The organism is Arthrobacter sp. K4-10C (genome assembly GCF_059090085.1).
The window spans coordinates 46734-69080 of the sequence record NZ_JBNHFI010000008.1; the positions used below are offsets into that span (position 1 = coordinate 46734).

Annotated in this window: 23 protein-coding genes, 1 pseudogene and 2 riboswitches; of the genes and pseudogenes, 7 read left to right on the plus strand and 17 right to left on the minus strand. The window is 66.1% G+C overall.

Annotated elements, in window-relative coordinates; genetic code table 11:
• Positions 1–113 precede the first annotated feature (113 nt).
• From AC5RUU_RS12415 to AC5RUU_RS12440, 6 genes are all read right to left on the minus strand, one after another.
• Complete coding sequence (locus AC5RUU_RS12415; RefSeq protein WP_493975508.1) at positions 114–329, minus strand: CDGSH iron-sulfur domain-containing protein; 216 nt, start codon at positions 327–329, stop codon at positions 114–116.
• Positions 326–1396 carry a glycosyltransferase family 2 protein gene (locus AC5RUU_RS12420; protein WP_493975509.1) on the minus strand — a complete coding sequence of 357 codons (1071 nt, stop codon included), beginning with the start codon at positions 1394–1396 and terminating at the stop codon, positions 326–328. Before AC5RUU_RS12420 ends, AC5RUU_RS12415 begins: the two co-directional genes overlap by 4 nt.
• The gene (locus AC5RUU_RS12425) at positions 1393–2448 is read right to left on the minus strand and encodes an iron-containing redox enzyme family protein (RefSeq protein ID WP_493975510.1); all 1056 of its coding nucleotides are present in this window, start codon (positions 2446–2448) and stop codon (positions 1393–1395) included. Before AC5RUU_RS12425 ends, AC5RUU_RS12420 begins: the two co-directional genes overlap by 4 nt.
• Before the next feature lie 62 nt (positions 2449–2510).
• Positions 2511–2969 carry a DUF4383 domain-containing protein gene (locus AC5RUU_RS12430; protein WP_493975511.1) on the minus strand — a complete coding sequence of 153 codons (459 nt, stop codon included), beginning with the start codon at positions 2967–2969 and terminating at the stop codon, positions 2511–2513.
• 115 nt (positions 2970–3084) lie between these two features.
• The gene (locus AC5RUU_RS12435) at positions 3085–3291 is read right to left on the minus strand and encodes a hypothetical protein (protein WP_493975512.1); all 207 of its coding nucleotides are present in this window, start codon (positions 3289–3291) and stop codon (positions 3085–3087) included.
• Positions 3288–3839 carry a heme-degrading domain-containing protein gene (locus tag AC5RUU_RS12440; RefSeq protein ID WP_493975513.1) on the minus strand — a complete coding sequence of 184 codons (552 nt, stop codon included), beginning with the start codon at positions 3837–3839 and terminating at the stop codon, positions 3288–3290. The genes AC5RUU_RS12435 and AC5RUU_RS12440 overlap by 4 nt, the downstream gene beginning before the upstream one ends.
• An 81-nt stretch (positions 3840–3920) precedes the next feature.
• Positions 3921–4057: riboswitch (TPP riboswitch) on the plus strand.
• A 58-nt stretch (positions 4058–4115) separates the two neighbouring features.
• On the opposite strand from AC5RUU_RS12440, the gene AC5RUU_RS12445 reads away from it, so the two are divergent.
• From AC5RUU_RS12445 to AC5RUU_RS12455, 3 genes are read left to right on the plus strand one after another with little or no spacing between them, the layout of a single operon-like run.
• Positions 4116–4739 (plus strand): ECF transporter S component, encoded by a 624-nt coding sequence (locus AC5RUU_RS12445; RefSeq protein WP_493975514.1) that lies wholly within the window; start codon positions 4116–4118, stop codon positions 4737–4739.
• Complete coding sequence (locus AC5RUU_RS12450; protein ID WP_493975515.1) at positions 4739–6292, plus strand: ABC transporter ATP-binding protein; 1554 nt, start codon at positions 4739–4741, stop codon at positions 6290–6292. Before AC5RUU_RS12445 ends, AC5RUU_RS12450 begins: the two co-directional genes overlap by 1 nt.
• Positions 6289–7089, plus strand: coding sequence for an energy-coupling factor transporter transmembrane component T family protein (locus tag AC5RUU_RS12455; RefSeq protein ID WP_493975516.1), 801 nt, complete (start codon positions 6289–6291; stop codon positions 7087–7089). Before AC5RUU_RS12450 ends, AC5RUU_RS12455 begins: the two co-directional genes overlap by 4 nt.
• 4 nt (positions 7090–7093) lie before the next feature.
• Here the strand turns inward: AC5RUU_RS12455 and AC5RUU_RS12460 are convergent, their stop codons facing one another.
• The gene (locus tag AC5RUU_RS12460) at positions 7094–7927 is read right to left on the minus strand and encodes a glycoside hydrolase family 25 domain-containing protein (RefSeq protein WP_493975517.1); all 834 of its coding nucleotides are present in this window, start codon (positions 7925–7927) and stop codon (positions 7094–7096) included.
• Between the two features lie 197 nt (positions 7928–8124).
• On the opposite strand from AC5RUU_RS12460, the gene AC5RUU_RS12465 reads away from it, so the two are divergent.
• Together AC5RUU_RS12465 and AC5RUU_RS12470 are read left to right on the plus strand one after the other, a co-directional pair.
• Positions 8125–9648 carry a UDP-N-acetylglucosamine 1-carboxyvinyltransferase gene (locus AC5RUU_RS12465; protein WP_493975518.1) on the plus strand — a complete coding sequence of 508 codons (1524 nt, stop codon included), beginning with the start codon at positions 8125–8127 and terminating at the stop codon, positions 9646–9648.
• Between the two features lie 67 nt (positions 9649–9715).
• Positions 9716–10945 carry a glutamate--cysteine ligase gene (locus AC5RUU_RS12470; protein ID WP_493975519.1) on the plus strand — a complete coding sequence of 410 codons (1230 nt, stop codon included), beginning with the start codon at positions 9716–9718 and terminating at the stop codon, positions 10943–10945.
• Positions 10946–10960: 15 nt separating this feature from the next.
• Here AC5RUU_RS12470 and AC5RUU_RS12475 read toward each other — a convergent pair whose 3' ends face one another.
• A complete protein-coding gene (locus AC5RUU_RS12475; RefSeq protein WP_493975520.1) occupies positions 10961–11575 on the minus strand; it encodes a hypothetical protein in 615 nt (204 codons plus the stop codon).
• Between the two features lie 222 nt (positions 11576–11797).
• A pseudogene (locus tag AC5RUU_RS12480) lies at positions 11798–13305 on the minus strand (HNH endonuclease signature motif containing protein).
• A gap of 81 nt (positions 13306–13386) precedes the next feature.
• Between AC5RUU_RS12480 and AC5RUU_RS12485 the strand changes: the two are divergent.
• The gene (locus tag AC5RUU_RS12485) at positions 13387–13710 is read left to right on the plus strand and encodes a DUF1905 domain-containing protein (RefSeq protein ID WP_493975521.1); all 324 of its coding nucleotides are present in this window, start codon (positions 13387–13389) and stop codon (positions 13708–13710) included.
• On the opposite strand, the gene AC5RUU_RS12490 is transcribed toward AC5RUU_RS12485, so the two are convergent.
• The 5 genes from AC5RUU_RS12490 to AC5RUU_RS12510 all read right to left on the minus strand — a co-directional run bounded on the left by AC5RUU_RS12490 (position 13707) and on the right by AC5RUU_RS12510 (position 17400).
• On the minus strand, positions 13707–14915 hold the full coding sequence (locus AC5RUU_RS12490; protein ID WP_493975522.1) for an O-succinylhomoserine sulfhydrylase: 1209 nt from the start codon (positions 14913–14915) through the stop codon (positions 13707–13709). The genes AC5RUU_RS12485 and AC5RUU_RS12490 overlap by 4 nt on opposite strands.
• The gene (locus tag AC5RUU_RS12495; protein WP_493975523.1) at positions 14916–15326 is read right to left on the minus strand and encodes a rhodanese-like domain-containing protein; all 411 of its coding nucleotides are present in this window, start codon (positions 15324–15326) and stop codon (positions 14916–14918) included.
• A complete protein-coding gene (locus AC5RUU_RS12500; RefSeq protein ID WP_493975524.1) occupies positions 15323–15601 on the minus strand; it encodes a DUF1737 domain-containing protein in 279 nt (92 codons plus the stop codon). Before AC5RUU_RS12500 ends, AC5RUU_RS12495 begins: the two co-directional genes overlap by 4 nt.
• Positions 15602–15614: 13 nt before the next feature.
• Positions 15615–15729: riboswitch (SAM riboswitch) on the minus strand.
• A gap of 242 nt (positions 15730–15971) precedes the next feature.
• A complete protein-coding gene (locus tag AC5RUU_RS12505) occupies positions 15972–16226 on the minus strand; it encodes a hypothetical protein (protein WP_493975525.1) in 255 nt (84 codons plus the stop codon).
• Positions 16227–16470: 244 nt separating this feature from the next.
• A complete protein-coding gene (locus AC5RUU_RS12510; protein WP_493975526.1) occupies positions 16471–17400 on the minus strand; it encodes an aminodeoxychorismate lyase in 930 nt (309 codons plus the stop codon).
• Between the two features lie 96 nt (positions 17401–17496).
• On the opposite strand from AC5RUU_RS12510, the gene cls reads away from it, so the two are divergent.
• Positions 17497–18972, plus strand: a complete 1476-nt coding sequence (gene cls / locus AC5RUU_RS12515) for a cardiolipin synthase (protein ID WP_493975527.1) — start codon at positions 17497–17499, stop codon at positions 18970–18972.
• Between the two features lie 19 nt (positions 18973–18991).
• Here the strand turns inward: cls and pabB are convergent, their stop codons facing one another.
• From pabB to AC5RUU_RS12530, 3 genes are read right to left on the minus strand one after another with little or no spacing between them, the layout of a single operon-like run.
• The gene (gene pabB / locus AC5RUU_RS12520) at positions 18992–21031 is read right to left on the minus strand and encodes an aminodeoxychorismate synthase component I (RefSeq protein WP_493975528.1); all 2040 of its coding nucleotides are present in this window, start codon (positions 21029–21031) and stop codon (positions 18992–18994) included.
• A gap of 16 nt (positions 21032–21047) precedes the next feature.
• Positions 21048–21170 (minus strand): type B 50S ribosomal protein L36, encoded by a 123-nt coding sequence (gene ykgO / locus AC5RUU_RS12525; RefSeq protein WP_011693081.1) that lies wholly within the window; start codon positions 21168–21170, stop codon positions 21048–21050.
• Between the two features lie 58 nt (positions 21171–21228).
• Positions 21229–22311 carry a GTP-binding protein gene (locus AC5RUU_RS12530; RefSeq protein ID WP_493975529.1) on the minus strand — a complete coding sequence of 361 codons (1083 nt, stop codon included), beginning with the start codon at positions 22309–22311 and terminating at the stop codon, positions 21229–21231.
• Positions 22312–22347 lie beyond the last annotated feature (36 nt).

Genomic DNA, 22347 nt, shown 5'->3' on the forward strand with positions numbered 1-22347 from the left:
ATCAGAAAACGTTTTCCGAAGGTCAATCCTTGTTGGCCGGCCTTCGCGTGTCAACAGTCCTGCCGCAATTTCCGGTGAACGGGCCCGGCAGCGGGTCAGGGCCCCGCAACCACTCAGGAGGCGGGTGGCTCCGTGCGGAACTTGATCATCTTGTGGGTCCCGTCGCAGTACGGCTTGATGGCTGACGCCCCGCACCGGCACAGCGCCACCGTCTGCCGTGCGCGCGGCACCGGATCACCTGACGGGGTGACGATTTCAAAGTCTCCCCGCACGATCAGGGGGCCATCGGGGCACACCACAATCGAGCTTTCGGGCTGGTCCTGGTTCATGGCTGCTCCTTCATAGCTGGTGCTGGTTGCTGCTCCCGGAAGGCCTGCAGCTTCCCCCCGTGCCGGCGCCGGAGCTCAGCCTCCGAATGGGCTGCAGTTCGAAGCCTGGCGCCCGCATATGGAACGCCGCCGGCCAGGCGGAACGCGAGGGCGCCCCAGATGCAGACGGCCCGCTCCACCGCCCACAAAGGTGCAAACCACACGGCGCGAAGGGGAAAAACAGCCGCTCCGCCGTGGCGGCGCCGTCCGGTTTCCGCTGCGGCCACCGCCGCGGACGCCAGTCCCGCGAAGGCCGCGAGGCGGGCCTTCCGGGGAAGGGAGGCCGCTCCGATGGCTGCCGGCAGCAGGGCGAGTTCCGCGGCCAGGCGCCGGGGCTGAGCGAAGTCGTCGTAGGCCTGCCGAAGCCGCTGCTTCAGGAAATGCCCGGCCTTGGGCGGCCTGCGCGCAACGAAGAGGTTGGGAACTGCCAGCTCCTTTCCGCCCGCGGCTTTGACGGTCCGGATGAGCTCAAGGTTTTCGAACAGGACAGGCTCATAGCCTTCCGTGGCCAGGAGGGCGCTGCGGCGCACCGCAAGGGTCCCGGGAAAGTCCGCGGACCAGGCGCGGTTGATCAGCGATCGGGATGTATCCCACCAGGCGTGCCAGGGCAGGGGGTCGAAATAGTTCTGCGGCCGCACTACGTCGGCGCCGCTGAGGTGACCCACGACGGCGGCGAGGGACTCACGCGTGTAGCGGACGTCGTCGTCGGCTATCACCAGCAGTTCCGCCTTGGCGGCGTGCACGCCCGTGACGACCCCCGCGACCTTCCCGTTGCCCTGCCGGGTGCCGCTTCCCGGCTCCGCCAGGCCCGTGGCGCGGATGTGCCGCACCTGCGGCGGAAACTGCTCCTTGTGGCGCCCGAACAGCTCCGGGCCGGACCCGTCCACAACGGTGACCGGGATCCAGGCCACCAGGCGCTGCAGATAGTCCACCAGGTCGGCGAGTCCGGCATCATCGGTCCAGCGCAGGGGCAGGATGTACTCCGCCTGGAGCTGGGCTCCGGATGCCCCGATGGCAGGGGCGGTCATGCTGCCGCCGGCACGGCCGCCCTGAGTGATGGGCGGCCGTTCTCCCAGGACTCGAGCAGGTGGGCGGAGATCCTGGCGTCGATGGCCATGACAGCTGTCGCACCGAAAATAACGTCATCCAGCAGCCCGGGCTCGGCCTCCACCAGGCCGCCGGCAAGGTCCCGGCCCGCGATCTGCTCGTGGACCGCATCCGCTTCCACATGCTCGTCGAAGTAGTGGGTGACGTCGCTATCGAAGCCGTGCCGGCGGAAGCCGTTGCCGTACAGGCGGTTGGGCTGGGAGGACGTCATCTCATAGATGGCCAGGTGGCCTGTGATGGCGCCGCGGAGCCGCCGGTTCAGCCCGCAGAGGGACATCAGGTTGACGGCAGCAAGGGAGACCGCGGGGACGGCGTTGACGTACGCGCCGTAATGGTCATCCATCCCCAGTCCGCGCATGGTGCGGGCGAAGAGCGCGCTGTGCATCCGGTCCTGGCGGCCCCCGCCATACTCGTCCGCCTGGATCTCCACCAATGCTGCCTTGGGGCGGCCGCTGAGCCGGGGGATTGCCCACGTATGCGGATCGGCCTCTTTCAGCTGGTACACCGACTTGTGGATCAGGAACTCCTTGAGCTGGTCCAGGCTTGCCTTCCTGGCCACGTACCGGGAGACGCTGGGGCCGGTATCCCTGCCGGCGAGACCGAAAAGGATGTCCGCCACCGCGTCGCTGGTCAGGTCGGCCGCAGCCGGAAGGTCCAGGTCGCCGGCGGCCTCCCTGGCAGCCGCGCGCAGGGCCGTCTCGAACGGCTTCTCCAGCAATTGCCGGACCTGGATGAGTCCCGGGCTCCATTCCCATTCGTCCGATACTCCTGCCAGGCCGGAGTAGTGGAGCTCGTAGAGGCAGAAGAGGGCCAGCTGGGCATCATCATCGCCGATGATGTCTCCCGTTTCCGCCAGGCGCTGCGGGACCAGTTCCGACAGCCCCGCAAGGGCTTCGCCGGAGCCGTCCGGGCCGTCCGCCAGAACGTCGAACAGGGCGCTGCTGATGGGGCCTCTGGGCTTCGGAATTTCCATGGGTGCTCCTTGATCTGGGTAATGTGTGCCATTGCCGTCTGCACTGGCGGCAGTGGGGGTGGTCAGCGTTCCCGGCGGCCTGCCGGGGTGGTGCGGGGGGAGAGCAGGACGGCCAGGGCGATCATGGCCAGGCCCAGGATGAGGTGCAGCCAGTTGTCCGCAGAGTTCTCGGGAATGAAGTTGGCGGGTGTGGTGTCTCCGATTAGGAGGCCATACAGCCAGAGGACCAGGTAGATGACCCCGCCATAGATGAGGAAGTTCCTCGCCTGCCGGTGGGTGCCTGCCATGAAAACCCCTGCGATGCCGAAGAGAAGATGGACGAGGTTGTGGAGGACGGATACCTGGAAGATACCCAGCAGCAGCGCTTCCGAACCGGGGCCCGCAAAGCCAAGGGAACCGTAGTTGCTCGTGATGCCCGGAACGAATCCAAGGATGCCTGCGAGCAGGAATACGGCAGCCGAAGTCAGGGCAGACCACTGCAGGGCGGTTCGGACGCCCGTGGGGCGGGTGCTGACTGCCATGTTCCCATACTCCTCAAACGCGTTGAAACAATATAGTAAGCATGATTACTATCAAAAGCTAAGCAAGCTTTGTTTCCGCGCCGGGGTATCCGGAAGCCAACACTGTGCAGTCCCCTTATGCCGGGCCGGTCCAGGTGTAGGGGTTGGGGTGCTGTCCGCCGTTGCGGCCGTGCTCGTACCCCTGTTGCCATGCCTTGCCGACGGCGGACACCAGTTCGGCCAGCAGGGGATAGTAGGGATGGTCCGGGCCAATGAAAATCATCTCGTCCTCTGCCTTGTCCACCGCCGCCCGGACGGGGTTCTCAGCCGGCCAGCCGGTCATGGTGCGCCGTCTGCCCCTGTTGACCGCAGCACCTCACGCATCGCCTCCACCACCAGGTCGTGGTCCTGCACCTGCGGGAGTCCGGAAACCGTGACGGTGGCTACCGACCCCACGCCCTCCACGTAGACGGGGAAAGAACCGCCATGTGCCGCGTACTTCGTTTGATCGAACCACCCCTGGTCCTCGATCCGGCCCCCGCGGAGGCGGCCGCGCAGCCCCACCAGGAGGGAAGGCACCTCATACCGGGCGGCTGTCCGTTGCTTCGCGCGGATCCAGTGTTCGTTGTCAGGGGTGGCGCCGGGCAGGGCCACGTGGAACAGGACCTGTTCACCCTTGGTGATGTCGATCGCGATGGGCAGCCCGCGTTCCTTCCCGAGTTCCACGAGGAGGAGGCCAAGGTTCAGGGCGTCGTCCAGCGAGAAGCCTGGAAACTGGAGTTCGTGGATTTCGCCTTCGATGCGGCCGATGAGGGCCTGCAGCGAGCCCTCCGGCTGTACGGCGTCGGAGTCCGGATCGTAGTCAGTCACATGCGGCGGATTGGCAGTCATGGCCCACAATCTACCCCTGTCCAGGTGTAAACTGGACCACGCCCAACAGGGCAATCCAATGCATCATCCAAATCAAGCAACACACAACGACAGGGGAGCGCCGCCGTCGGAACTGGCAAGGCCAGGAACCGCAGGTGGGCGCTGAGAGTGCGGACAGCCGCAGACCCTCGAACCTGATCCGGTTAGTACCGGCGCAAGGGAGTCGAGTTCTCGAAGTCCGGCAGCGGTGAAGTGCCGTTTGCCGTGCTTTCCCCTCCTGTTTCCCAGGAGGATTCCATGAGCACTGCAGCAATCAAGAAGACCACCAGCAAGTCCTGGCGGGTCGTGGACATCGTGGTGGCGGCCCTGATCGCCATCGCTGGCGGCGTCATTTTCTGGGCATGGTCCCAGGGAGCAGCCGCAGTATCCGGGCCCATGAACGCCGTTTACCCGCCGCTCACCGGCCTGATTGCCGGTGGCTGGATGATCCCGGCAGTGCTGGGCATGCTCATCATCCGCAAGCCCGGCGCCGCCTTGTTCTGCGAGACCGTCGCAGCCACTGGTGAGCTCCTGATGGGCTCACAGTACGGCGCGTCGGTCCTGTTCTCCGGCCTCGTCCAGGGCCTCGGCGCCGAGATCATCTTCGCGGTCTTCGTCTACAAGAAGTTCAACTTGCCGGTCGCGCTGCTCGCCGGTGCCGCCGCCGGCCTCTTTTGCGGCCTGAACGACTCCTTCGCGCCGTGGGGCTGGAACATCGCCTACCCGGCCGGCGACAAGCTGGCTTACATCATCTTCACCGCGATTTCCGGCGCGGTCATCGCCGGCGCCCTGTCCTGGATTGCCACCCGCGGCCTGGCCAGGACCGGCGTCCTGAGCTCCTTCGCTTCCCGGAAGGCGGCAACGGAGCCCGTCTTCTCCTGATGCAGGCGCCAATCCACGAGGGCGTGGCCGGGGCCGTGCGTCCCGCCGCCGTCACTGCCCGCGGCTGGGGCTGGCGGCACGCCGGCCGCCCCAAGCCCGCCGTCCACGGCCTTGACCTGGACATCAGGCCGGGGGAGCGGGTGCTCCTGCTGGGCCCCTCCGGCGCCGGCAAGTCCACGCTGCTCCATGCCCTGGCCGGAGTCCTGGGTGATGCGAACGACGACGGCGAGGCCAGCGATTCCGACGAGTCGGGTTCGCTGCTGGTCGACGGCGGGTCCCCCCGGGGGCAGCGCGGCCGCGCTGGCCTGATGCAGCAGGACCCCGAAACGCAGGTGGTCCTCTCGAGGGTTGGGGACGACGTCGCCTTCGGCGCAGAGAACCTCGCCGTCCCCCGCGGCGCCATCTGGACCCGCGTCCACGAGGCGCTGGCCGACGTCGGGCTTTCCCACCTGCCACTGGACCACCCCACGTCGGCGCTGTCCGGCGGGCAGAAACAGCGCCTTGCCCTGGCGGGCATCCTTGCCATGCGCCCCGGGTTGATTCTGCTGGACGAGCCAACCGCGAACCTCGACCCGGCAGGAGTGCTCGAGGTCCGTGCCGCCGTGGAACGCTGCCTGGACAAAACCGGGGCAACGCTGGTGGTGGTGGAGCACCGGGTGTCGGTGTGGAAGGACCTGGTGGACCGGATTGTGGTCTTGCAGCCAGGCTCGGCCGCTGATCCCGCCGTGCTCCTTGACGGACCGCCGGACCGGGTGCTTGGCGAGGCTCGCGCCATGCTGGTGGGAGCCGGGGTATGGGTGCCCGGTTACCTGCCGGCCACGCGTGCGCGTGCCGCGGTTCCTGCCCCCGGCACGGGAAACCTCCTGCTGGCCGCGGAGAAAGTGGCCGTGTCCAGGGAACGTCCCCGCCGCAGCGGATTCCGGAAAATTCCGCCGGTCCCCGTGCAGGAGGGCATCTCCGCGCAGGTCCGGGCCGGGCAGGCGCTCGCAATTACCGGGCCCAACGGCGCGGGGAAGTCGACCTTTGCTCTGACCCTCGCGGGGCTGCTGGAGCCGGTCGCCGGAAAGGTCTCGGCAGCGACCGACCTGAGCCGGGGCGCGGGGATTGACCCCTACAAATGGAAGGCCGAGCAGCTGATCGAGCGGGTGGGAACGGTGTTCCAGGAGCCGGAGCACCAGTTCGTCACCGGCCGGGTGCTGGATGAGCTGCTGTTCGGACCGCGGCACCTGGGCCACGGCGAGGACCGCGTCGACGAACTGCTGGAGCGGCTGCGGCTCACATCCCTGGTGGATGCCAACCCCTACACCCTCTCCGGCGGGGAGAAGCGGCGGCTCTCCGTGGCAACCGTCCTTGCGGCCAGCCCGCAGGTGCTGGTTCTGGACGAGCCGACGTTTGGCCAGGACGCCAACACCTGGGCCGAGCTGGCGTCCTTCCTCTCCGAACTGCTTGATTCCGGCACCGCCGTAGTGTCCGTGACCCACGACACCGAGTTCACCGCCGCCCTGGGCGGGACAGAGCTGAAGCTGGCAACGACGGAAAAGGTGGCCCTGTGAGGCAGGAACTGAACCTGCGCGGCAACCACGCCCTGCTGACCCGCGCCAATCCGCTCAGCAAGCTGGCCGCCGTCGTCCTCATCACCGTTGTACTGGCGCTGTCCATCGACTGGGTGTCGGCCTCGGTGGCGTTGGCCTTCGAGTTCTTGCTGTTCCCCCTTGCCGGCCTCACGCTCACACTGCTCTGGCAGCGTGGGTGGCCGCTGATCGTCGCCGCCGCCGTGGGTGGCTGGAGCACCTCCATCCTGGCGCCGGACAGCGGGAGGACGCTCATCGACGCCGGCATCTGGACCATGAGCGAAGGTTCCCTGGAGATGGGGGTGGGGTTCATGCTCCGCGGCCTGGCCATCGCGCTGCCCGCGGTCCTGCTGATGAGTTGTACTGATCCCACCGACCTCGCCGACGCGCTGGCGCAGAAAGCACACCTGCCCCACCGGTTCGTCCTGGGTACCCTGGCCGCCATGCGCCTCGTGGGCCTGATGGCGGAGGAATGGCAGACCATCGGCATGGCACGCCGCGCCCGGGGCGTAGGCTCCCGGGGCAACGCGGTCCAGCGGGTGAAAGCCACGCTGGGGCAGAGTTTCGGCCTCCTGGTGCAGGCCATCCGCCGGGCGTCCAGGCTGGCCGTCACCATGGAGGCCCGTGGCTTCGGCGGCGGGACCCGCACCTGGGCCCGCGCCTCCACCTACAGTGCGCTGGATGCGTGGGTGCTGTCAGGCGGCTTGCTGATGGCAGGACTCGCAGTTGTGGCAGCAGTCTCTGCCGGCACGTGGAACATGGTGTGGCTGGGGAGCTAAGTTCCTACTTGCACGCGTAGTTGTAGTCGAAGCCACCTGACACGAACTGCGTCAGGACCACCTTGCCGCCGCGTGTCAACGGAGCCTTTGAGCAGGCGCTTGCGGCCCGGTAGGCGTTGCGGGAGCCGGCCAGCCAGCTCGGCAGCGGGTAGAGGTTGCTGGAGCTGCTGACAGTTCCGACGATCCGGCCCCACTGCAGCGAGGTGGAGTAGATGCCAACGCCCTTGACGTCGATGCTATGGAAGAAGTCGGTCATGCCCTCCAGGACTGCCCGGTTCGCGTCCTTGTCGCCGGACCAGCTGTTTTCGGTTTCCACGTCCAGCCACCAGACGTAGTCGGCGGGGTTGCTGATCCCGCGGATGTAGGCGTCGTCGTAGGCCTTGGCGTAGCCGTACATGTAGGCGCAGGCCGCGCCGTAATCCCCTTCGCTGCAGGGGCCGTAGGGGTTCTGGACCGTCCGCCCAATGGGGTACTCATCGCTCACCGGCCACCAGGATCCCGCGCTGCCCGGATTCGCCGTGTTGACGTACAGCGACACGGCCGGCTGGGTGGGGAGGCCTGGCGAGGCGGCTGCCCAGTGGAGCTGTTCCTTCAGGCAAGGGTTGGTGTTGTTGGCCAGTCCGTTGTTGACGCCGACGATGCCGAAAGCCTGCCCCTTCGGCAGTTCCTTGTTGCACTGTGGCCAGGAGACGTCATTGCCGAGCCTCGACTGGCCGCCCTCGCCCGGGGACGGTGCCGCGGAAGCAGGACCCCCTGCGACAAGCAGCAGTACTGCTGCCAGCAGCAGCCAGGCCACCCTGAGCGGGGATGGGTGGGAGTGGGGCTGGGACCGGGGCATGCTGGCTCCGTTGTTGCTGGGAGAACCGTTCAATTCCAGTGTCCTGCCGGGGCGCTGGCGGAACAAGGACCGGATGCTCAAGAATGGGGATTTATTCTCAAGAATCTTCTATCGCATGTAGTGGGTAAAGGCGGGTAATTTTCCCGACAATGTGTTCGAGCCAGGCTAAAATAGCTCATTCATGATATATTTGCAGCATGACGCAGGAAACTACTGAGCACGTTGCCGCCATGCTGCGGGATGCCCGGAACGAGAAGGGCTGGACCCAGGGCCAGTTGGCAGCCGAGCTGGGAACCAGCCAGAGCGCCGTCGCCCGGATGGAGCAGGGGAAGCAAAACCTGAGCTTGAAGATGATCCAGCGCCTGGAAAGCATCTTCGAGAGGAGCATCGTCAACGTGGGCAAACCCCAGATGACGCACCTGCGTGTGGAGGGCGGACGAACCCTGTCCGGCGCCGTTGATGTAAACAGCAGCAAGAACGCCGGCGTGGCACTTCTCTGTGCCAGCCTGATCAACCGCGGAACCACGGTACTCCGCCGGTTGGCCCGGATCGAGGAAGTCAACCGGATCGTTGAGGTGCTGACCAGCATCGGCGTGGAGTGCAACTGGCTGAATGACACGGACCTGAGGCTGCGCCGCCCGGCCGTCCTGGACCTCGGTGCAATGGATGTGGATGCCGCCCGCAGGACCCGCAGCGTGATCATGCTGCTGGGTCCCTTGCTGGACGAGACGGCGGAATACCGGCTTCCCTATGCCGGAGGCTGTGACCTTGGGACCCGCACGGTCGAGCCGCACATGCAGGCCCTTCGCCAGTTCGGACTTTCGGTGGAAGCGACTGCCGGCTTCTACACCGTCCAGGCACCGCCCGCGGACGCCCAGGACCGTTCCTTCGTCCTCACCGAGCGCGGGGATACCGTTACCGAGAATGCGATTATGGCAGCTGCCCACCGCGAGGGAACCACGGTTATCCGCAACGCCAGCCCCAATTACATGGTGCAGGACCTCTGCTTCTATCTGCAGATGCTGGGCGTGACCATCGACGGCGTGGGCACAACAACGCTGAAAATCACCGGCCGTCCCGTCATCGACGCCGAGATCGAATACTTCCCGTCCGAGGACCCCATCGAGGCCATGAGCCTTATCACCGCCGGGATCGTCACCAATTCCGAGGTGACGGTCCGCCGCGTGCCCATTGAGTTCATGGAAATTGAGTTGGCAACGTTGGGCCAGATGGGCCAGCAGCTGGAAATTTCGGGCGAGTACATGGCGCGTAACGGCCGTACCCGGCTGGTGGACGTCACCACCAAGCCATCGGAGCTGCGGGCGCCGGAGGACAAGATCCACCCGATGCCTTTCCCCGGGCTAAATATCGACAACCTGCCGTTCTTTGCGGTCATCGCCGCCAACGCCACCGGCCAGACCATGATCCACGACTGGGTCTATGAGAACCGGGCCATTTACCTGACGGAGCTGAACCGGCTGGGGGCACAGGTGCAGTTGCTGGATCCGCACCGGATCTATGTCAACGGACCAACAAAGTGGCGCGCCGCCGAGGTCGGTTGCCCGCCGGCACTTCGGCCGGCAGCGTGCCTGCTGCTGGCAATGCTCGCCGCCCGAGGGGTTTCCGAGCTGCGGAACATCTACGTCATTGAGCGCGGCTACGAGGACCTGGCTGAAAGGCTGAACACCATCGGCGCCAAGGTGGAGTACTTCCAGGACTGAGCATTAACGGTTCGTCATGAACCGCGGGGCCGCCTCAAATACCCCTTCCCTGTCGCAGAATGTGAGTATGCGTACATTCGGCGTGGAAGAAGAGCTCCTGATCGTTGATCCGGAGACTGGGGAGCCGCTTGCCCTGGCCGATGCACTGCTGTCCGGGCGGCGCGTTGCTTCCGACGATTCCGCGCCGGATCCGCATGCGCTCGGTACCGAGGACAGGACGGTTTACGACGACGACGAAATGGGCCTGAGTGCCGAGCTGAAGCTTGAGCAGATTGAGACCCAGACACGGCCCTGCCTGGAGTACGGCAACCTGCTGGAACAGATCAGGGCCGGGAGGACGCTTGCTGACCAGGCGGCGCAGAAGAACGGCGCCCGCGTCGCGGCACTTGCCACCTCGCCCCTGGGCTTGAACAGCCACACCACCCCTGACCCGCGTTATGCGAGGATGCTGGAACGCTTCGGGCTGACTGCCCAGGAGCAGCTGACCTGCGGCTTCCACGTCCACACGTATATTGAATCGCCGGAAGAAGGCGTGGCGGTTCTGGACCGCATCCGGGACAAGCTCGCTGTGGTGACGGCCCTCAGTGCCAATTCACCGTTCTGGAATGGGCTCCAGACCGGCTTCGAGAGCTACCGCACGCAGGCCTGGTACCGCTGGCCGACCGCGGGGCCGGCGGGTGTCTACGGTACGTATCCCGCCTACCGCCGCCTGGTCACCAGGCTGCTGGAGACGGGCGTGATGCTGGATGAAGGGATGCTGTATTTCGACGCCCGGCTATCCCGGAACCATCCCACGGTAGAGGTCCGGGTGGCGGACGTCTGCCTGAGGGCCGAGGACGCCGCCCTGCTTGCCCTCCTTGTCCGTGCCCTGGTGGAGACCGCCAGCAGGGAGTGGCGGGACGGCGTCGATCCCGTGCCCGTGCCAACCGTGTTGTTGAGGATGGCGTCCTGGCAGGCGAGCAGCTCCGGGCTCGAAGGTGAACTCCTGGACTTTGGCAGCTTCCGGCCTGCCCCTGCCGCCGATGTGGTGCGTGCCCTGGTGGACTACCTCGCCCCGGTGCTGGATGAGCAGGGCGAACTCGACTTGGCCCGGCAAGGTGTGGAAGCCATCATCACCCGGGGGACAGGGGCAGCGGAACAACGCCGGGTACGGGACCAGTTGCTGGCAGGGCCACCGCCTGAAGACATGGGGTTCGGGGCAGTGGTGCGGCACGCCATCAATGTCACCATGCGCGGCGCCCTGGACCTTTCGGAAGTTGACGCCGTTCCGGACCTGTTGCGTGTGCGGCAGCCCTAGGTTGGCCGTTGGCGGTTAAAGCCGGTCCGTCCCGGCTGCCTGGTAGCGCAGGAGCTTGATACCCACGGCCAGTTCCAGCATGTAGAAAACGAACGGGGGAAGGTCCTTGAAGCGCACGAGAATGGCTGCGAAGAGGGGAGCGCTGGCGGCGCTGCCCACGGCCGCGGGCCCTTTCAACGGAGACAGCAGAAGCGCTGTCCCCAGAGTTCCAATGCCGGCTGTCTGCAGGCCTGCGTAGCTGAGGAACGGCCAGCTGGCGCCCTCCCGGTAGGCGAACTTACGAGTGTCTGCGGCTCTGCCTGCCAGGGCAACGACGAAAAGCGGGCTGCCCGCGAGCATTGCAGCGGCCGATACGGCCGCAAGCTCCTTCGCCGGTCCGGAACTCGTTGCCGGTTGGGACCTTAGCTGCTGGGCAAACCTGGCGAAACCAATGGGTGCGGCCGCTGTTCCCGCTGCGGCCAGGAACTGGCCAAGAACCCAGAGCCGGCGGTGGCGCTCCAGCATCGCCAGCCTGGCGGCTGCGTCCTTTGTGGAGTGGACATTGCCCACCATCGAGATTCCCACTCCCCAGCACACGCTTGCGGCAGTAATCACCGCCCCTGCCCTGTGGTACGGCTTCACCTGGTGCATGTCTGGCCTCCTCGATACCTGTAGCCAGCCTCCGGGCTGCCCGCTGCTGCCGACTCTTACGTCAGGCCGGCCCGGCTGGATGAGGCCGAAGGTACTCCGCGCCAGCGCGAGGGTCAACGGGCGGGATGAAGTGTCCGGGTCACCCAGACCACGCAGGTGCCTGCGTGGTCTGGGTGCCTCCAGGTTTAGGTGCCCCCATTGGTATAGGCGCACGGCATTGGTTTAGGTGCACGCCGCAGCCAGGCAGCGTTCCAGCTCCTGCTCCAGGAAGCTTTCTCCCAGGCGCGCCCTTCGCAGCTTCAGCATTTGTGGCCAGTGTGGTGGTTCCCAGTCCTGGTGTTCGCTCTTGTTGGGCCGGCCGGCGGGTGAGGTCCAGCCGGGTGGTTGGTTTTTTGTTGCCGGGGTGGGTTTCCAGCGGCTGGTGTGTTTCATCCGGTGGTGCCTGGGGCAGGGCTGTCCGAGGTTGCTGCTTCCGGTGGCGCCGCCGTGGTGCCAGGCGAGCAGGTGGTCGGCTTCGTTGTCCAGCGAGGAGTTGCTGCACCCCGGGAACGGGCACTGGCCATCCCCGAGCCGAAGCCACTTCCGCATCGCCTTCGTCAACCGGTAACTGGTCCGGCCGATCTCCAACGGGGCCCCGTCCCGCGGATCCACCAGCACCCGGTAAAACGACCCCGCCCCCTCGGCAACGAGCTTCCTGGCCATCGACGCCGGGACCGGGCCCTGGCCGTCCAGGACCGCGGGTTCATCCGTGAGCCCGAGCAGGGAGAACACCGGGACAGTCACCAGCACCTGCGCCTGCGGGGACGGCACCACCACAGGGCCACCCGCCGGACCGCCCGCCGGGCCGGCACGGGCCGGCGCACCAAGGAGCGCGGCGGCACCGAGATCAGCCATCAACTGGGAAAGCGTGCGGGCCTCGTCCGGGCCCTGCAGTCCGCGGGCCAGGGCCCTGGTCCGCGTCCACACGGCATTGGCTTTATCGGCGGGCAGGAACAGCGAGACCCAGCCCATCCCCTCCCGGTCCGGTGAGTATTCCATCCGCCGGCCCGCCACCGCCGTGGCGTGACGGGTCCCGATCGATTCGGGATGGTGGCGTTCCCGCCACGACCGCACCTTCCGCCGCAACCGCGCCGGCGGCAACTCCCCCGCAACACCCCCAGCGCCGGCACCCTCAAGGCCCGCGCCAAGTCCATCCACGCCCAGGAAGCGTGCCTCCAGGGCCGCCAAACCCGCAGCGTCCAGGCCCGTGGCCTCGTCCACCAGGACCTGGGCGTTCTGCCACGACACCGCCCCGGCCTGCAACGCATCCAAAGCCGCCGGCAACGAGCCGTCAACGCACCCGCCGCACCGACCAGCGCACCCGCCGCCCGCTCCCCGATCGTCAGGACGCAGGCGACCTCCGCGACCACAGCCATCTGCTGCCCGGCCGCCCACTGGGAACTGCAGGCCGGTTCCTCCAAGGCAGCGGCAGCCTCCGCGTATCCGGCCACCAGCCGCACCTTCACCGCGGCAGCCGCAGCCTCGATCCTGGCAATCAGCGCCAACCCGTCCAAACAGTCGCCGGCATACCGCCGCAACGGATCAACACCATCAGCGGCTACATCATCGGAAACCGCGCCCGGACCACCGGCCACAACGCCAGCAACCCCTTCAACAAAACCAGCCACCAACGCCACAGCAGCAGCAATACCGCCACCACCTCCCGCGTCCGTGACCGCTTCCGTGTTCATACTCAAAGCCTGGCAGGAGGGTACGACATTTTGGGGTGAAGAGCCGTGGCATAAAGGAAGGCGACGTGCCATACTCGGCGCGTGACGCCGTCGTACTCCTTCCACGCCGAGCTCTGGCTCTATCCCGGGGAAGCGGCCTGGCACTTCCTCACGCTGCCGCCGGATGTGGCCGACGATATCGCGGAGCAAAGCGCCACCAGTAACAAGGCCTTCGGCTCGGTCAAGGTGACTGTGGAAATTGCAGGCCACAGCTGGCAGACGTCGATTTTTCCGGACAAGAAGATGGGCTCGTACCTGCTGCCGGTGAAGAAGGCAGTGCGGGACAAAGCCCGGATCAGCGCGGGCGACGGGGTGGACGTCCGGCTGGAGCTCCAGCCGGACGATGCCCCGCGGGGTAAAAGCTAGATCTGCTTCAGGGCCTGTTCGAGGTCGCGGATCAGGTCCTCGGCGTCCTCGAGCCCGACGGACAGGCGCACCACGCCGTCGCTGAGGCCGATGGCAGCCCGCCCCTCCGGCCCCATGGCGCGGTGCGTGGTGGTGGCGGGGTGCGTGATCAGGGACTTCGAATCGCCCAGGTTGTTGGAGATGTCGATGATCCGCAGCCCGTCCAGCAGCGCGAAGGCGGCTTCCTTGCCCGAGCGGCCGCCGGACGGGGCGAGCTCCAGGGTGAGCACCGTGCCGCCGGCGCGCATCTGCTTCGCTGCAAGTTCGTACTGCGGGTGCGACTTCAGCAGCGGGTACTTAACCCAGCTCACGGCAGGCTGCTGCTCCAGCCATTCAGCGAGCCGGAGGGCGGTGGCGGAGGAGTGGTTGACGCGCAGCGCCATGGTCTCCAGGCCCTTGGTCAGCACCCACGCGTTGAACGGCGACAGCGACGGGCCGGTGTGGCGCATCAGCTGCTTGACCGGGCCCTCAATGTACTCCTTGGTGCCCAGGATGGCGCCGCCCATGACCCGGCCCTGGCCGTCGATGTGCTTGGTGCCGGAGTAGACAATGACGTCGGCGCCCAGCTGGCCGCAGCGCTGGAGCAGGGGAGTGGCAAAGACGTTGTCGACGACGACGGTGGCCCCGGCAGCGTGCGCAAGGTCGCTGACCGCGGCAATATCCACGATCTCCTGCATGGGATTTGAGGGGGATTCGAAGAAGACCGCGGTGGTGGGCTGGGACAGGGCAGCGCGCCACTGCTCCAGGTCCGGGCCGTCCACGAACACGGTTTCCACACCCCACCGCGGCAGGATTTCGTTCAGGATGACGAAGCACGAACCGAAGAGCGAGCGGGCGGCAACCACGCGGTCCCCGGCAGCCAGCAACGCACCCAAGGCGGTGAAGACGGCGGACATGCCGGACGCCGTCGCAAAGCATGCCTCGGTGCCCTCCAGCAGGCGGAGCCGCTCCTGAAACGTGGCCACCGAAGGGTTGCCGTAACGGGAGTAGACGAAGCGCTCGTCCTCGCCGGTGAAAGCGCGTTCTGCAGCGGCGGCGGACTCGTACACAAAACCAGAGTTGACGAAAACTGCTTCGGACGTTTCCTGAAAGTTGGTTCGGTCCAGCCCGCCGCGGACGGCCTGGGTATCGGGGCTCCAGCCGGCGGCGTCGTTATTGAAGGTCACTTAGTTCTTTCCCAGGTTGGTCGGCAGGCCGCGGTTCTTCCAGCCGTTGACGGTGCGTTCGCCGTAGCGGTCCGGCTCGCCTTCGAAGCCCTCCAGGACGTTGTAGGAGGTGAAGCCGGCCTGCGTTGCTGCGATGGCGGCCGAGATGGAGCGCTGGCCTGAGCGGCAGATGAACAGCAGTTCCGTGGTCGAGTCTTCCGGCGTCTGCTGGCTCAGGTCCTTGAGGAAGTCCGGGTTGGGGATGCCGCCGGGGAACGTCCACTGGATGAACAACGGATCGTTGTCCGTGGCCTTTGTGTCCGGGATGCCGATGTGGGCCCATTCGCCCTCGGTGCGCACATCCACCAGGATGGCGCCCTGCTCAAGCTTGGCCCAGGCTTCCTGCGGCGTCAGGTCTCCGGCGTAGCTCATGCGTGGCCCTCGCCGTCGAACTCGAGGTCCTCGTTGGCAGCTTCAAGGTCGTCAACAGCGGTGGCGACGGCGGCGTCCGCGGAGGCGATTGCGGCCGGCAGCACCACGGCCTGGGCCACGATGACGCTGGTGCCGTTGAAGGTCACCGCCGGGCTTCCGTGCAGCACATAGCCTTCAGCGAGTGCGGTTGAGATCCGCTCACAGAATGCACGGTCGTCCGGGCCGCTGATGAGGCGGTAGGACAACTTCTCTTCAGGGGCGGGGGCGTCAGACACGACGGATCTCCTTCTCTCACGCTTGCAGCTCGAATCGGTCGATATGCCGAGTATTCACCTGAGGCACCCCGCCGCGAAAGGAGGGTTGCCGACCGGCCAGTCAGGGCTTGGCGCCGGTACTCATTACTCCCCAAAAACGTAACATCTGACGACCACTGCCGCATCGCCGTCGTCGTCATGTTGCGTAACTGAAGTGAATACGCTGCTTGGGCGGCAGATGGGCCGGCGCCCGGCTGGTTGCGCCGGAGCAAGAACCGTTTCTGTCTGTCATGCCACTTTCACGTCAACTTCGCACACGCGGGTCTTAGCGGCACATGAAAAGCGGCGTGAACCGCAGGCTTTCGCCCCGGTTCACGCCGCTCCTTCCTGGCTAGACCAGGCCCGGATAGCTGGCCATGATGTAATCCGTGGCGGCTGGGCCCTTCATGCGAAGGCAGTTCCGGTCCGGATTGATCCTGTCCCCCATGGCAGCCCAGAAGCTGTCCTCTGTATTGAGCACCTGCTGGTTGATGAAGCACCAGCTGGTGTAGAGCCCGTACAGGCGGTCACGGTCCAGCGTGGATTCCGAGGCTTGGTCCAGGTAGGTGGCTTCACGGAGAAAAATATCGAACTGCGAATGTGCCATGACGGCTTCCCTTCGCTAAGTGCGGTGGCGCCGCCGTTCGGCTACAGCAGCAGACCTCACATGCCGTGCACGGGGCAATGGAGTGGAACCGGGTCCTTTGGAAAGTTGGAAAGGAGGACCCGCAGCGGGATTGACGCCTATCTACAGTGTAGACTGTACGCGTAGACTCCGTATCAGGCAAGCGTCTGGAATAACTCGCCGGTACCCCGCTTTGACATGAGCCTTTACCGTTCCCGGGTAGCCGTTACTGGATGCCGGCGAAAAGCTCACTCAGCTCGGCGGTGAGCTCCTTCTGCAGCGAAGGCGTCCCTATCTCCTGGCCGTCAATCCGGTTTACCGGGGCGAGCAGGCGCACGCTGGAGATCAGCCAGACGGCGTCGGCGTCCAGCAGGTCCTGCGGCACCAGCGGCCCGTAACCCAGCTCCCAGCCTGCCTCTTTGGCGGCCTTGAACAGCGCGCCCTGGGAAGTTCCCGCCAGGATCCCGCTGTCCAGCTGTGGCGTGACGAGGCGCTTGACTGTTGTGCCGTCGTCGGACTTCTCTACATGGGCCAGAAGCACAGTGGACGTGGGGCCCTCCAGGACGCGACCATCGGAGGAGAAGAAGATGACGTCGTCGGCGCCCTGCTTGTGGGCGTGGCGGAGCGCCGCCATGTTGACGGCGTAGGAGAGAGTCTTGGCGCCGAGCAGGAGCCACGGAGCGCGCTCGGCAACGTCACTGTCATAGCCGCGGTCAAGGAGGATGACGTCGATGCCGGTTTCGCGCTGGCGGCGGCCCGCCGCTCCAACTGGAGAAACCTGCACCCAGGCCGTGGGTGCAGCGGCGCCCTCCACACCGCGGGTCACCACCAGCTTGACCACCAGCTCGTCATCAGTCGCCGAGGCGGGCGGGTGCTGTGAGCGGTGCTCGGCAATGGCGGCAGCGATAGCCCTGCGCCACTCGTCCTGGCCGGGGATGGAAAGGTCCAGCGCCTCCCCGGAACCGCCCAGCCGGTCCAGGTGCGCCTGGATCTTCCGGACGTTTCCGCCCACGGCGAGCATGGTTTCGAACACACCGTCACCGCGGGTGGCACCTTGGTCCGTGACCAGCAGCTGCGGCTGGGACGCGTCGGCAAGCCGGCCCTCCGGGAATGCAGGATCAAGGAAAACAAGAACCACGGAAGCAGATGACGTCATGGCTCCAGCTTAGTGCGGCGCCACGCGGATAAGCTGGGCTGAGTGCCCCGGCCGGAAACCGTCCGTCGGGAGCCCGTTATCCGGGGGTTCTTTTCCGTGTTGTGGCCATTTTCGTTTGCCGGCACCGCGCCGGTGTGGGTTGTTGTGGTGCTGGGCTTCGCCGACCTGGTCATCAGGGTGCTCGCACTTGGGATCATCCCCGGAAACCGGCGGCCCACCACTGCGATGGCCTGGCTGCTGGGCATCTTCTTTGTCCCGTTTGTGGGCATCATCCTGTTCCTGCTGTTCGGCAACTTCCAATTGTCAAAGCGCCGCCGGGAGCAGCAGCAAGAGGTCAACGAGAGGGTACGTGCCGGTATCTCATCCCTGGCCGACGTCGAAAGCCACTACCCGGGTCCGGAGTGGGTCACCTCCGCCGCGGAACTGAACCGCAGGCTGGGGTCGCTGCCCATGGTGGACGGCAACTCAGTGGACCTCATCCCCGGCTACCCGGACTCCATCCTTACCATGACGGAAGCGGTGCGTAAGGCGCAGAAGTTCGTCAACGCGGAGTTCTACATCATGAGCACGGACCATGTCACAGACGACCTGCTCACCGCCCTCGAAGAAGCTGCCGAACGTGGAGTGGAGGTGCGGGTCCTCTTCGACCACATCGGCACGCTCCGGGTCCAGGGTTACCGGAAGCTCCTCAAGCGACTCAGGGCGGGCAAGATCCAGTGGAAGCGGATGCTTCCCCTGATGCCCATCCACGGCCAATGGCGCCGGCCGGACCTCCGGAACCACCGCAAAATCATGGTGATTGACGGCGAAGTTGCCTTCACTGGTTCCCAAAACCTGATCGAACCCTCCTACAACAACCCCCGCCACCGCAAGGCCGGAAGGGAGTGGGTGGAACTGATGGCGTGCCTGCGCGGACCTATTGTGACCACCCTGAATGTCGTCTTCGCCACCGACTGGCTGAGCGAAACCGACGAGTCCCTGGAGCACCAGCTGCAGCTGCCGGTGGATCACCGCCCGGGCAACGTCACCGCCCAGGTGGTGCCCAGCGGCCCCGGATTCATCACAGAGAACAACCTGCGCCTCTTCAACACCCTCATCTATTCGGCCCAGCACCGCATTTCCATCTGCAGCCCCTACTTCGTGCCGGACGATTCACTGCTGTACGCCATCACCACCGCCGCACAGCGAGGGGTGGACGTGGAACTGTTCGTGTCCGAGAAGGGTGACCAGTTCCTGGTCCACCACGCCCAGCGTTCCTACTACGAGGCACTGCTGGAGGCCGGCGTCCGGATCTACCTCTACAAGGCCCCGTTTGTGCTCCACGCCAAGCACTTCACCATCGACGACGAAGTGGCTGTCTTGGGATCCAGCAACATGGACATGCGGTCCTTTTCGCTGAACCTTGAGGTGTCCGTGATGCTGTTGGGGGCTGACATCGTCACAAAGATGAGGGCGGTGGAGGACACCTACCGGGACATTTCCCATGAACTGAGGCTCGCGGACTGGCTGAACCGTCCGCTGGCAGCACGGTATGTTGACAACGTGGCCCGCCTGACGGCAACTGTGCAATAACGAGCTGTACCGCAGGACTTCAGTCCTTCGGGAACTCCGCGCCCAGCGTGGAGAGGACGCCATACGCCTTGGTCCGGATCTCTTCGTATTCCTCATCCGGTACAGAATCGGCTGTGATGGCACCGCCGACGCCGAGCGTCAGTTCCGCGGTTCCGTCACCCCGGGCATTGATCACCAGGGTTCGGATGGCGACGGCGAGATCGGTCGCCCCGTTCAGTGAGAAGTACCCGATGGCGCCGGAATAGAGCCCGCGGGCTCCTTCCTCCAGCCGGTCGAGGATAGCCATGGTGCTGATCTTGGGCGCCCCGGTCATCGATCCTGCCGGGAAGCATGCGGCCACTGCCTCCGCCCGAGAGGAACCCGGCAGGAGGCGGGCGTCGATAGTGCTGACCATCTGGTGCACGGTGGCATAGCTCTCGATCGCACAAAGCCTGCTGACCGTGACAGAGCCGGGGACCGCGAAGTGGCTGAGGTCGTTCCGCAGCAGGTCCACGATCATGATGTTCTCCGCCCGGTCCTTCAGCGATGTGGCGAGGTCGGTGCGCAGCCGTGCATCCTCTTCCGGATCAGCAGCCCGGCGGCGCGTTCCCTTGATCGGTTCGGCGCGCATGCCGCCGTCGGACGCTATCTTCAGGAACCGCTCGGGTGAAGTGCTTGCCACAGTAAGCCCACCCAGGCGGAGGAAGCTCGCGAAGGGGGCGGGATTCCGGCTGCGCAGGGCCAGGTACAGGCGCCACGGGTCAAGGGAAGCGGCCGGAGCCTGGGCCTCCAGCGTGGTGGTCAGGCAGACCTCGTAAGTATTGCCTTCGGCAATTTCGTGCTGCGCGGCCGCGATCTTCTTCCGGTACGCCTCGCCGGTGTCCCGGCTGCGGAAGACGGGCGCTTCGGAAAGAACGACGCCGGTGCTGCCGCCGGCTTCCGGGGGCGTTGCGTTGTGGACAGCGGCAGCCGCCGTCGCCAGCCAGTCCTGCGCATCCGGAGCCTCCAGGGCGAGGAGCCAGGCCGTGCCTTCCGCGTGGTCCAGCACCACCGCGCGGCCGGCAAAGATCAGGGCGGCGTCCGGGGTGGCAGCGGGAAGGTCGGAGCCGCCGGTTTCACGTTTGAGTTCGTAGCCAAGGCACCCCAGCCAGCCCAGGGTGAACTGGCCCGGGTAGCCCTCCGGCGCGCGGACCGCCCGGCGGCCCCACACCGTGTCCAGCCAGCGGAAAAAGGGGCCGGTGACCTTGACGGTCGCAGAACCGGTGCTGATCAGACTTCCGCCGGACCGGTGGCTTACCGACTGTCCGAACGTGCCGCCGTCGTCCGCCATGATGCTGAAGCGGCTGCGCTCCGCTGCGGTCCGTGCCGCAGTTCCGGCGTTGGAGGAGTCCAGCCAGACGGCGTTGGCGGAACCGCCGTAAAGGGAGCGGAACAGGGCCGGGGCATCCGGGAGCCGGTCCAGCCGCTCGGCCAGAAGGCGCAGTCCGCGGCGTGCGGAGAGCTCCGGAGCGAGGACCGGCGCCAGTGCCGGGAGGTAGGGGAGGAGTTGCAAGAGGTCAACGACGGCGGAGCCGTCCGCCAGGTTTTGCACGCGGACGTCGGCGCAGCCCGGGACGTCGTCGCCGGCAAGCCATTCCTCTTCCTGTGCGGCCCATTGGTCCCAGTAGGGTTCGTATGTTGCGCCGTCGCGGTCCAGCGCGCGGGTCCGCCGGACATCGTCCGGTGACTCAGCCCAGATGATGGCGTTCAGGAGCGGACGCGCTTCTGCTGCGGCCGCCCCCACGCCCTCAACGATGACGATCTCGGCGGGAAGCGTGACCCGGCGGCCGCCGTCGCAGCCGTTCTCCCAGTCCCAGCTGACCCACGTTGCCGCCTCGCCCCGGTTCAGCGGGGCGAGGACGGTGGTGACGTAGCGCTCCACGCCGGCGGCCAGGCCGTTCCAGCCGGGATAGATGTCCTCCAGGTGGAACAGGGAGACCTTGTGGTGGGCGCGAAGCCGGGCCGCCAGTTCGACGGCGAGAGTGGTCTTTCCAGCACCCGAGCGCCCGTCGATGGCGATGATGACGGGGGCTGGGTTCATGGATTAGAGCGTACCTTTATCCTTGCCGGGCTTTCATCCGGGGGTTCTTCTTGTTGATGACGAACGTCCTGCCGCGGCGCCTGACGATCTGTGCGCCCGGGATCTTTTTCAGTGCCCGCAGTGAGTTCCTGACTTTCATGGTGTCCTCCTTGTTGTTGGTTTGATGTGTGCACTGGCTGGTTGAACGGGTGGGCGGGTCAGCTGGCGGGCCGAAGGCCGAACGGGTCGGGCAGGACCCCACCGGACGCCAATTCCTCATCAGTGAGCTCGCATTCCCTAAGGAGCCGCTCGAACTCCGCAGGATCAAGGTCCTCGCCGGTTGCGGCTATGACGGTGGCGGCCGCCGGCGCCTGGGCATGCGCGTGGCGGGTCCCGGCAGGTTCTTCCGGCCAACCCCCGAGGTTTTCGAGCCAGACCCGCGGGCCGATTCCCTGGATGGCTATGCGGCATTCAGGGGCGGATGCAACCCACAGTTGGCCACGCAGGACGCAGCAACCCCCGGCAAGCGTGCCCAGGGCCTGGCGGAACCGTCCCGGATGCAGGGGGCGCTCAACATGCTGGACCACGGTGAGGAACGGGGATCCATCGCCAGCGGCTTCAGGCCGGCGCACCTGGATGGTGCCCGGTGCCATCCGGGTGGCGGCTTCAGCAAAGCGGTGCAGGCCGGGACGGACAGCTGCCGCGTTTGGTGCAACATGTGCGTGGGGCGCCAGTTCATTAACCAGGTGCAGCCCGCGCTCCCGCCCTGCGGGATCAGCCGGAACGATGTCAGGCTCCGCCACCAGGACGGTGTCCGCGAATGCGAGTTCGCCCAGCAGGAACTCGCCGGGAGTCCGGTCGTCGTCCGCGAGGGGAGAGAATCCGGATTCGAACAGCGTGTGGGAATCCCAGATGTGGTCCTCCAGCGCGTCCGGTGCGCAGGCCAGGATGGCTGAGGAAACTGTTGCCGTTCGGCTGAGGCCCTGGTTGAGGGCTGAAACTCCGACCGATGCTGGCACGGCGGGCGGCAGGCCGATAATGATTGGGCCCGTGGCCGACGGCATGAGACGTTCTATTGCCGGCACAAGGTCCAGGCGCACCGCACAGCTGAGGCAGCTGTGCTCGAGTACGGTCTCGTCGCGTTCGAGGATGCCCGCGCTGTCGAACACTCTGCGGATGACCAGCCCGTTCTCGAGGAGGTCATGGATGACCACCAGGCTTCCGGGGTGGGCTGCTGCCAAATCCTGACAGGCTTCCTGGCGGCAGAGGGCATCAAGGGAACTGACGGCGATGAGGTGCATGCGTAGAGCCTAATTGAGAATCATTCTCAATTGCAA

Bases quoted from the DNA above. Each gene is read 5' to 3' on its own strand.
- AC5RUU_RS12415 (WP_493975508.1), bottom strand. From the start codon at position 329: ATGAACCAGGACCAGCCCGAAAGCTCGATTGTGGTGTGCCCCGATGGC.
- AC5RUU_RS12420 (WP_493975509.1), bottom strand. From the start codon at position 1,396: ATGACCGCCCCTGCCATCGGGGCATCCGGAGCCCAGCTCCAGGCGGAG.
- AC5RUU_RS12425 (WP_493975510.1), bottom strand. From the start codon at position 2,448: ATGGAAATTCCGAAGCCCAGAGGCCCCATCAGCAGCGCCCTGTTCGAC.
- AC5RUU_RS12430 (WP_493975511.1), bottom strand. From the start codon at position 2,969: ATGGCAGTCAGCACCCGCCCCACGGGCGTCCGAACCGCCCTGCAGTGG.
- AC5RUU_RS12435 (WP_493975512.1), bottom strand. From the start codon at position 3,291: ATGACCGGCTGGCCGGCTGAGAACCCCGTCCGGGCGGCGGTGGACAAG.
- AC5RUU_RS12440 (WP_493975513.1), bottom strand. From the start codon at position 3,839: ATGACTGCCAATCCGCCGCATGTGACTGACTACGATCCGGACTCCGAC.
- AC5RUU_RS12445 (WP_493975514.1), top strand. From the start codon at position 4,116: ATGAGCACTGCAGCAATCAAGAAGACCACCAGCAAGTCCTGGCGGGTC.
- AC5RUU_RS12450 (WP_493975515.1), top strand. From the start codon at position 4,739: ATGCAGGCGCCAATCCACGAGGGCGTGGCCGGGGCCGTGCGTCCCGCC.
- AC5RUU_RS12460 (WP_493975517.1), bottom strand. From the start codon at position 7,927: ATGCCCCGGTCCCAGCCCCACTCCCACCCATCCCCGCTCAGGGTGGCC.
- AC5RUU_RS12465 (WP_493975518.1), top strand. From the start codon at position 8,125: ATGACGCAGGAAACTACTGAGCACGTTGCCGCCATGCTGCGGGATGCC.
- AC5RUU_RS12470 (WP_493975519.1), top strand. From the start codon at position 9,716: ATGCGTACATTCGGCGTGGAAGAAGAGCTCCTGATCGTTGATCCGGAG.
- AC5RUU_RS12475 (WP_493975520.1), bottom strand. From the start codon at position 11,575: ATGCACCAGGTGAAGCCGTACCACAGGGCAGGGGCGGTGATTACTGCC.
- AC5RUU_RS12495 (WP_493975523.1), bottom strand. From the start codon at position 15,326: ATGAGCTACGCCGGAGACCTGACGCCGCAGGAAGCCTGGGCCAAGCTT.
- AC5RUU_RS12505 (WP_493975525.1), bottom strand. From the start codon at position 16,226: ATGGCACATTCGCAGTTCGATATTTTTCTCCGTGAAGCCACCTACCTG.
- AC5RUU_RS12510 (WP_493975526.1), bottom strand. From the start codon at position 17,400: ATGACGTCATCTGCTTCCGTGGTTCTTGTTTTCCTTGATCCTGCATTC.
- pabB (WP_493975528.1), bottom strand. From the start codon at position 21,031: ATGAACCCAGCCCCCGTCATCATCGCCATCGACGGGCGCTCGGGTGCT.
- ykgO (WP_011693081.1), bottom strand. From the start codon at position 21,170: ATGAAAGTCAGGAACTCACTGCGGGCACTGAAAAAGATCCCGGGCGCA.
- AC5RUU_RS12530 (WP_493975529.1), bottom strand. From the start codon at position 22,311: ATGCACCTCATCGCCGTCAGTTCCCTTGATGCCCTCTGCCGCCAGGAA.